At 51.5% G+C, this 9,091-nt stretch carries 8 protein-coding genes; all 8 read right to left on the bottom strand.

Annotated elements, in window-relative coordinates; translation table 11 throughout:
• Positions 1-22: 22 nt before the first annotated feature.
• Positions 23-4,051: a DNA-directed RNA polymerase subunit beta gene (gene rpoB / locus D9738_RS24270; RefSeq protein WP_000263098.1), complete on the bottom strand. Its 4,029-nt coding sequence runs from the start codon at positions 4,049-4,051 to the stop codon at positions 23-25.
• A 319-nt stretch (positions 4,052-4,370) separates the two neighbouring features.
• Entirely contained in the window at positions 4,371-4,736 is a 366-nt protein-coding gene (rplL, locus tag D9738_RS24275) for a 50S ribosomal protein L7/L12 (RefSeq protein ID WP_000028879.1), read from the bottom strand.
• Positions 4,737-4,802: 66 nt separating this feature from the next.
• Entirely contained in the window at positions 4,803-5,300 is a 498-nt protein-coding gene (gene rplJ / locus D9738_RS24280) for a 50S ribosomal protein L10 (protein ID WP_001207201.1), read from the bottom strand.
• A gap of 412 nt (positions 5,301-5,712) precedes the next feature.
• A complete protein-coding gene (gene rplA / locus D9738_RS24285) occupies positions 5,713-6,417 on the bottom strand; it encodes a 50S ribosomal protein L1 (RefSeq protein ID WP_001096684.1) in 705 nt (234 codons plus the stop codon).
• A 3-nt stretch (positions 6,418-6,420) separates the two neighbouring features.
• Positions 6,421-6,849: a 50S ribosomal protein L11 gene (rplK, locus tag D9738_RS24290; RefSeq protein ID WP_001085926.1), complete on the bottom strand. Its 429-nt coding sequence runs from the start codon at positions 6,847-6,849 to the stop codon at positions 6,421-6,423.
• A 158-nt stretch (positions 6,850-7,007) separates the two neighbouring features.
• The gene (nusG, locus tag D9738_RS24295; RefSeq protein ID WP_001287516.1) at positions 7,008-7,553 is read right to left on the bottom strand and encodes a transcription termination/antitermination protein NusG; all 546 of its coding nucleotides are present in this window, start codon (positions 7,551-7,553) and stop codon (positions 7,008-7,010) included.
• A 1-nt stretch (position 7,554) separates the two neighbouring features.
• Positions 7,555-7,938 carry a preprotein translocase subunit SecE gene (gene secE / locus D9738_RS24300; RefSeq protein ID WP_001275702.1) on the bottom strand — a complete coding sequence of 128 codons (384 nt, stop codon included), beginning with the start codon at positions 7,936-7,938 and terminating at the stop codon, positions 7,555-7,557.
• A 229-nt stretch (positions 7,939-8,167) separates the two neighbouring features.
• The coding region (gene tuf / locus D9738_RS24305) for an elongation factor Tu (protein WP_024253150.1) at positions 8,168-9,091 on the bottom strand (924 nt) is incomplete at its 5' end.

Raw genomic sequence — 9,091 nt, forward strand, 5'->3', positions numbered from 1 at the left:
CAGTGACCTGTTTGAGCGAGAATTACTCGTCTTCCAGTTCGATGTTGATACCCAGCGAACGAATCTCTTTCAACAATACGTTGAAGGATTCTGGCATGCCCGGCTCCATCTGATGGTTGCCGTCCACGATGTTTTTATACATCTTAGTACGACCGTTCACGTCATCAGACTTAACGGTGAGCATTTCCTGCAGGGTGTATGCTGCGCCGTATGCTTCCAGCGCCCACACTTCCATCTCCCCGAAACGCTGACCACCGAACTGAGCCTTACCACCCAGCGGCTGCTGAGTAACCAGGCTGTAAGAACCGGTGGAACGCGCGTGCATCTTGTCGTCGACCAGGTGGTTCAGTTTCAGCATGTACATGTAACCGACGGTTACCGGACGTTCGAACTGTTCACCAGTGCGGCCGTCGTACAGGCGGATCTGACCAGAAGTCGGCAGGTCGCCAAGTTTCAGCAGTTCTTTAATTTCTGCTTCTTTCGCACCGTCGAACACCGGCGTTGCGATTGGCATACCTTTGCGCAGGTTTTCAGCCAGACGCATAACTTCTTCATCGCTGAAGGTACTCAGGTCAACTTTCTGACGAACGTCAGCGCCCAGATCGTACGCACGCTGGATGAATTCGCGCAGTTTCGCGACTTCTTGCTGCTGTTTCAGCATGGCGTTGATCTTGTCGCCGATACCTTTCGCAGCCATACCCAGGTGGGTTTCGAGGATCTGACCGATGTTCATACGAGACGGTACGCCCAGCGGGTTCAGTACGATGTCTACCGGCGTACCGTTTTCATCGTAAGGCATATCTTCGATCGGGTTGATCTTAGAAATTACACCCTTGTTACCGTGACGACCTGCCATCTTGTCACCAGGCTGGATACGGCGTTTAACCGCCAGATATACCTTAACAATCTTCAGCACGCCCGGTGCCAAATCGTCGCCCTGGGTGATTTTGCGGCGTTTCGCTTCGAGTTTCTTCTCGAACTCGTGTTTCAGTTCGTCATACTGCTCAGCCAGCTGTTCCAGCTGATTTTGTTTCTCTTCGTCGGTCAGGCCCAGCTCCAGCCAGCGATCGCGCGGCAGTTTGTCGAGCTTCTCAGCTTCAACGCCACCGGCTACCAGCACAGCACGGATACGGCTGAACAGACCCGCTTCGAGGATCTGCAGTTCTTCAGACAGGTCTTTCTTCGCCTGTTTGAGCTGCATTTCTTCGATTTCCAGCGCACGCTTGTCTTTTTCTACGCCATCGCGAGTAAAGACCTGAACGTCGATAACCGTACCGGATACACCGTTTGGTACGCGCAGAGAAGAGTCTTTAACGTCAGACGCTTTCTCACCGAAGATCGCACGCAGCAGTTTTTCTTCTGGGGTCAGCTGAGTTTCACCTTTCGGCGTTACCTTACCAACCAGAATGTCGCCACCGGTCACTTCCGCACCAATGTAAACGATACCGGATTCATCCAGTTTGGAGAGCGCAGCTTCACCCACGTTCGGGATGTCAGCGGTGATCTCTTCCGGCCCCAGCTTGGTGTCACGGGACACACACGCCAGTTCCTGAATGTGGATGGTGGTGAAACGGTCTTCCTGAACAACACGCTCGGATACGAGGATGGAGTCTTCGAAGTTGTAACCATTCCACGGCATGAACGCTACGCGCATGTTCTGACCAAGCGCCAGTTCACCGAGGTCGGTGGACGGACCGTCTGCCAGCACGTCGCCACGTTCAACCGGTTCACCCAGAGACACACACGGCATCTGGTTGATACAGGTGTTCTGGTTAGAACGGGTGTATTTGGTCAGGTTGTAGATGTCGATACCTGCTTCGCCCGGATACATCTCGTCTTCGTTAACTTTGATAACGATACGGGAAGCATCCACGTACTGAACGACACCACCACGTTTAGCTACCGCAGTTACACCGGAGTCAACGGCAACAGCACGTTCCATACCCGTACCAACCAGCGGCTTATCAGCGCGCAGAGTCGGAACGGCCTGACGTTGCATGTTCGCACCCATCAATGCACGGTTGGCGTCATCGTGTTCCAGGAACGGGATCAGGGACGCACCGACGGATACCACCTGCTGGGTGGATACGTCCATGTAGTCAACCTGGTCGCGACTGAACAAGCTGGATTCGCCTTTACTACGGCAAGTTACCAGGTCTTCTACGAAGTGGCCTTCTTCATCCAGGTTGGAGTTCGCCTGGGCGATAACGTAGTTGCCTTCTTCGATAGCAGACAGGTAGTGAATTTCGTCAGTTACAACACCGTCGGTCACTTTACGATACGGAGTCTCAAGGAAGCCGTATTCGTTAGTCTGTGCGTACACGGACAGAGAGTTGATCAGACCGATGTTCGGACCTTCAGGGGTTTCGATTGGACATACGCGACCGTAGTGAGTCGGGTGTACGTCTCGAACTTCGAAGCCTGCACGTTCACGGGTCAGACCGCCTGGGCCGAGTGCGGAGATACGACGTTTGTGCGTAATCTCAGACAGCGGGTTGTTCTGGTCCATAAACTGAGACAGCTGGCTGGAACCGAAGAACTCTTTCACTGCTGCAGAAATCGGCTTGGCGTTGATCATATCCTGAGGCATCAGGGTATCCAGATCGCCCAGAGACAGACGCTCTTTCACCGCACGCTCTACACGTACCAGGCCAACGCGGAACTGGTTTTCCGCCATTTCGCCAACGGAACGGATACGACGGTTGCCGAGGTGGTCGATATCATCGACTTCGCCTTTACCGTTACGGATATCGATGAGCTTTTTCATAACATCAATGATGTCGTCTTTGCTCAGGATACCGGAACCTTCGATTTCTTCGCGCAGCAGAGAACGGTTGAACTTCATACGACCAACCGCAGACAGGTCATAACGGTCTTCGGAGAAGAACAGGTTCTCAAACAGGCTTTCAGCAGCTTCACGAGTCGGCGGCTCGCCAGGACGCATCATGCGGTAGATTTCTACCAGTGCGCTCAGACGGTCGTTAGTTGGGTCGACACGTAAGGTTTCAGAGATATATGGGCCGTGATCCAGATCGTTGGTGAACAGCGTTTCGATACGCTTGTGACCAGACTGGCTCAGCTTAGCCAGCAGATCCAGGCTCAGCTCCATGTTCGCTGCGCAGATCAGCTCGCCGGTAGACTCATCAATATAGTCTTTAGCAACCACTTTACCTGCGATGTACTCAACCGGGACTTCGATCAGTTTGACGTCGTCTTTTTCCAGCTGGCGAATATGGCGCGCAGTAATACGGCGGCCTTTTTCTACGTACACTTTACCGTTAGCTTCGATGTCAAAAGATGCGGTTTCACCACGCAGGCGTTCCGGCACCAGTTCCATCTGCAGCTTGTTATCACGGATTTCAAAGATAACTTTTTCAAAGAACAGGTCGAGGATCTGCTCTGTGGTGTAGTTCAGGGCGCGCAGAATGATGGTCGCAGGCAGTTTACGGCGACGGTCGATACGTACGAACAGGTTGTCCTTCGGATCGAATTCGAAGTCCAGCCAGGAACCACGGTAAGGGATGATGCGCGCGTTATACAGCACTTTACCCGAAGAGTGGGTTTTACCTTTGTCGGAGTCAAAGAAGACGCCCGGACTACGGTGCAGCTGGGAAACGATAACACGCTCAGTACCGTTGATAACAAAGGTACCGTTGTCTGTCATGAGCGGAATTTCGCCCATGTAGACTTCTTGTTCTTTAATGTCTTTTACGGTGCCTTCCGGCGCTTCGCGCTCATAGATCACCAGACGCAGTTTAACGCGCAGCGGTGCGGAATAGGTCACGCCACGGATTTGACATTCCTGGACGTCAAACACCGGTTCGCCAAGGCGGTAGCTGACGTATTGCAGCTCGGAATTACCGCTGTAGCTCTGAATCGGGAATACGGAACGGAAAGCAGCTTCCAGACCATACTGCCCTTCAGGATCTTGCTCGATAAATTTCTGAAACGAGTCAAGCTGGATAGAAAGGAGATAAGGTACATCCAGAACTTGTGGACGTTTACCAAAATCCTTACGAATACGTTTTTTCTCGGTATAGGAGTAAACCATAGGGTTCCTCAGCTCGCTGACAAGTCGACCCATCTGTCCATTGAGCGGACAGTTTGTGCAACACTATTTTGTTGACCGGAAAATGGAACACTTTCCGCAATGCCTGTTGCTATCACGCTTAAACCATTTCATTGCGATTTACACAGAACGGGCGTCCTGTCGCAGTATATTAAGTCGTCGATAGAAACAAGCATTGAAAGGCACAGCAGTAGTCAAACAGTGTGAAACGCTACTGGCGCCTTACAGCGCAAAAAGGCTGGTGACCAAAAAGTCACCAGCCATCAGCCTGATTTCTCAGGCTGCAACCGGAAGGGTTGGCTTATTTAACTTCAACTTCAGCGCCAGCTTCTTCCAGGGATTTTTTCAGTGCTTCTGCGTCATCTTTGCTCACGCCTTCTTTCAGAGCAGCCGGTGCAGATTCTACCAGGTCTTTCGCTTCTTTCAGACCCAGGCCAGTTGCGCCACGTACTGCTTTGATAACAGCAACTTTGTTAGCGCCAGCAGCTTTCAGAATTACGTCGAATTCAGTTTTTTCTTCAGCAGCTTCAACCGGGCCAGCAGCTACAGCTACAGCAGCAGCAGCGGAAACACCGAATTTTTCTTCCATTGCAGAGATCAGTTCTACAACGTCCATTACAGACATAGCTGCAACTGCTTCAATGATTTGATCTTTAGTGATAGACATTTAAATTGTTCCTGAATATCAGAATAAGTTTATACGTAAGCGAATGCGTTAAAAAGATAACTGCGATTAAGCAGCTTCTTTCGCATCGCGTACAGCAGCCAGAGTACGAACCAGTTTGCCAGCCGAAGCTTCTTTCATGGTTGCCATCAGGCGTGCAATTGCTTCTTCGTAGGTCGGCAGAGTTGCCAGGCGGTCGATCTGAGACGCCGGGATCAGCTCACCTTCAAAGGCAGCGGCTTTGACCTCAAATTTTGCATTCGCTTTCGCGAACTCTTTGAACAGACGAGCAGCAGCGCCCGGGTGTTCCATAGAGTATGCAATCAGGGTCGGACCAACAAACGCGTCTTTCAGGCACTCGAACGGAGTACCTTCAACAGCACGGCGCAGCAGGGTGTTACGAACAACACGCATGTATACGCCAGCTTCGCGACCTGCTTTACGCAGTTCAGTCATTTTATCTACAGTTACGCCACGGGAATCCGCAACTACTGCAGACAGCGCGCCTTTGGCTACTTCGCTGACTTCAGCAACAATCGCTTGTTTGTCTTGAAGATTTAAAGCCATTAGCTTTGCTCCTGGATGTTTGCCAGAGAAAATCTCTGGAACTCACTTCACTCCTCCAAACGGAGAGAGCGTCTTAATTACGGTGAGCAGAAACAAGCCAGAATATAAAAGAATAATCTTAGCGTTCTGTCACCGTCTACGCAGGGGATTAAGTTTCTTGCGAAACTCCTGCGGTCTTCGACGGAGGCCTGGATAGGCCAGGCTCCAACGAACAAATCTTTTCTATCCGTCGCTATTCAGCTTGTGGCGGCGTTGGCTTCCTTCGTTCGCACCAGTCACATAGTTAGCTATGCTCCTGGCGACTCACTCAGTTGCCGCCTTGCCACAACCCGAATATCTCGGATATACGTCTGCATTAAGCATTATACGTGGGGGTAAGATTGTAGACAAAATCACCGCCCACGTAAAGGCATTAGTTTACAGAAGCGCTCAGGCCAGCCTGGTCAACTGCAACACCTGCACCCATGGTGGTGGAGATGCTAACTTTCTTGATGTACACGCCTTTCGCCTGAGTCGGTTTTGCTTTTTTCAGCGCAACCAGCAGAGCTTCCAGGTTTTCTTTCAGTTTGTCAGCGTCAAAGTCCACTTTACCGATGGTGGTGTGGATGATGCCGTTTTTGTCGTTACGGTAACGAACCTGGCCAGCTTTAGCGTTTTTAACCGCTTCAGCAACGTTCGGCGTTACAGTACCCACTTTCGGGTTTGGCATCAGGCCGCGCGGACCCAGAACCTGGCCCAGCTGGCCAACAACGCGCATTGCATCCGGAGAAGCAATAACAACGTCAAAGTTCATTTCGCCTTTCTTGATCTGGTCAGCCAGATCTTCCATACCTACCAGTTCAGCGCCTGCAGCTTTAGCAGCTTCAGCGTTTGCACCCTGGGTAAATACGGCTACGCGAACGGAACGGCCAGTACCGTGCGGCAGTACAGTTGCACCACGTACGTTCTGGTCAGATTTACGAGCGTCGATGCCGAGGTTAACAGCAACGTCCACGCTTTCTACGAATTTAGCAGTCGCCAGCTCTTTCAGCAGAGCGATAGCTTCGTTGATGTCGTATTGTTTGGTCGCATCAACTTTCTCGCGGATAACACGCATGCGCTTGGTCAGTTTAGCCATTTCTTAGTCCTCCACTACCAGGCCCATGGAACGTGCAGTACCTTCGATGGAGCGAGTCATCGCTTCAATGTCGGCACCAGTCATGTCGGCAGCTTTGGTCTGCGCGATTTCCTGCAGCTGAGCGCGGGAAATTTTACCCACTTTGTCTTTGTTCGGCTTACCGGAACCAGACTTGATACCAGCCGCTTTTTTCAGCAGAACTGCTGCCGGCGGAGTCTTGGTAACGAAAGTGAAAGAACGGTCAGCGTAAACGGTGATTACTACCGGAATCGGCAGACCTTTTTCGATGGAATCAGTTTTTGCGTTGAACGCTTTGCAGAATTCCATGATGTTTACGCCCTGCTGACCCAGAGCCGGACCTACTGGCGGACTCGGGTTAGCCATACCAGCTGCAACCTGCAGCTTGACATAGGCTTGTACTTTCTTAGCCATTATAAATTCCTCAAGTTGGGTAATAACGCCTCTGAGAGGCTCCCCGTGATATAAAAAATCGTTTTACGGGCAAGGCCCATAAAAACAAAAGGCGCGAAATTGTATTCCAATCTCGCGCCTTGTGCAACGATTAAATCGCCGCTTTTTTGATCGCTGGGTTAGGCTTTTTCAACCTGGCTGAAGTCAAGTTCTACCGGGGTCGCACGACCGAAGATAGAAACAGACACTTTCAGACGAGATTTCTCGTAATCCACTTCTTCAACAACACCGTTGAAGTCAGCGAACGGACCATCATTAACACGGACCATTTCACCCGGTTCAAACAGCGTTTTCGGACGCGGCTTATCACCGACCTGCTGCAGGCGGTTCATAATCGCATCGACTTCTTTATCGCTGATTGGCGCAGGACGATCGGAAGTACCGCCGATGAAGCCCATCACACGCGGTACGCTGCGCACCAGGTGCCAGCTAGCGTCGTTCATCACCATCTGAACGAGGACGTAACCAGGGAAGAATTTGCGTTCGCTTTTGCGACGCTGACCGCCACGGATTTCAACCACTTCTTCGGTTGGTACCATGACTTCACCAAATAAATCTTCCATGTTGTGTAATTTGATATGCTCACGCAGCGATGTTGCTACGCGGCCTTCAAAACCGGAAAACGCCTGAACGACGTACCAGCGCTTTTTAGGAGCTTCAGACATCTCAGAACCTCAGGCCAGTGATAAAGGATACCAGGCGAACCAGAATACCATCCAGTCCCCACAGGATCAGTGACATTACTGCGGTAACCGCAGCCACAATCAGCGTGGTGTGCAATGTTTCCTGGCGAGTCGGCCAAATGACCTTACGGACTTCGGTACGCGCTTCACGGGCAAAAGCAACGGTTGCTTTACCTTTTGTCGTTAACAGCGCGACACCACCCGCTGCAGCAATCAGAATTACTACGGCCAGCGCACGCAGCGGCAGCATAATGTCGCGATAAAGGTAGTTGCCGACAATTGCCACCAGGAGCAATGCCACCACAACGACCCACTTCATCGCTTCCAGGCCGCGCCCGCTTCCTTGAGCTTCGGTATTCGCACTCATAAACCAACCTGTCAGAAGTATTCTACAAACATTTTCACCCCGCGATCGCGAGGCAAACCAAATCGAAACGCGTATTAGCTTTTCGGATTATACGCCCTCAACAGAGCCTGTCTCAGCAATGATTATGACAAAGAAAATCACTGATGAGCCAGGTTCTGGTACGAAAGCGTGCAAAAAGGGCATCAAATGATGCCCTTTTAGTGCGCATTGCGTCAAATGTTATCGGCAATTAGCTCAGAACTTTTGCTACAACGCCCGCGCCAACGGTACGGCCGCCTTCACGGATTGCGAAACGCAGACCGTCGTCCATCGCGATCGGGTGGATCAGGGTAACAACCATTTTGATGTTGTCGCCCGGCATTACCATCTCTACGCCTTCCGGCAGTTCGATGGTACCAGTCACGTCAGTAGTACGGAAGTAGAACTGCGGACGGTAGCCTTTGAAGAACGGAGTATGACGGCCGCCTTCATCTTTGGACAGAATGTACACTTCAGATTCGAACTTGGTGTGCGGCTTGATGGTGCCCGGCTTAGCCAGTACCTGACCACGTTCGATTTCTTCACGTTTGATACCACGCAGCAGAACACCTACGTTCTCACCAGCACGACCTTCGTCCAGCAGTTTGCGGAACATTTCAACGCCAGTACAGGTAGACTTCTGAGTCTCTTTGATACCAACGATTTCAACTTCTTCACCAACTTTGATGATACCGCGTTCTACACGACCGGTAACAACGGTACCACGACCGGAGATGGAGAATACGTCTTCGATCGGCAGCAGGAACGGCTTGTCAATCGCACGCTCTGGTTCCGGAATGTAAGAATCCAGGAAGCCAGCCAGTTCCAGGATTTTCGCTTCCCACTCTGCGTCGCCTTCCAGCGCTTTCAGAGCAGAACCACGAACGATCGGAGTGTCGTCGCCCGGGAAGTCGTACTGAGACAGAAGTTCACGAACTTCCATTTCAACCAGTTCCAGCAGCTCTTCGTCATCAACCATGTCGCATTTGTTCAGGAACACGATGATGTACGGAACGCCTACCTGACGACCCAGCAGGATGTGCTCACGAGTCTGCGGCATCGGGCCGTCAGTCGCAGCAACTACCAGGATCGCGCCGTCCATCTGAGCAGCACCGGTGATCATGTTTTTAACATA

Source organism: Escherichia sp. E10V5, from assembly GCF_004212315.1.
Classification (GTDB): domain Bacteria; phylum Pseudomonadota; class Gammaproteobacteria; order Enterobacterales; family Enterobacteriaceae; genus Escherichia.

Excerpts from the sequence above, each read along its gene's own strand:
- rplJ (WP_001207201.1), bottom strand. The coding sequence starts at position 5,300 with ATGGCTTTAAATCTTCAAGACAAACAAGCGATTGTTGCTGAAGTCAGC.
- rpoB (WP_000263098.1), bottom strand. The coding sequence starts at position 4,051 with ATGGTTTACTCCTATACCGAGAAAAAACGTATTCGTAAGGATTTTGGT.
- rplK (WP_001085926.1), bottom strand. The coding sequence starts at position 6,849 with ATGGCTAAGAAAGTACAAGCCTATGTCAAGCTGCAGGTTGCAGCTGGT.
- secE (WP_001275702.1), bottom strand. The coding sequence starts at position 7,938 with ATGAGTGCGAATACCGAAGCTCAAGGAAGCGGGCGCGGCCTGGAAGCG.
- nusG (WP_001287516.1), bottom strand. The coding sequence starts at position 7,553 with ATGTCTGAAGCTCCTAAAAAGCGCTGGTACGTCGTTCAGGCGTTTTCC.
- rplA (WP_001096684.1), bottom strand. The coding sequence starts at position 6,417 with ATGGCTAAACTGACCAAGCGCATGCGTGTTATCCGCGAGAAAGTTGAT.
- rplL (WP_000028879.1), bottom strand. The coding sequence starts at position 4,736 with ATGTCTATCACTAAAGATCAAATCATTGAAGCAGTTGCAGCTATGTCT.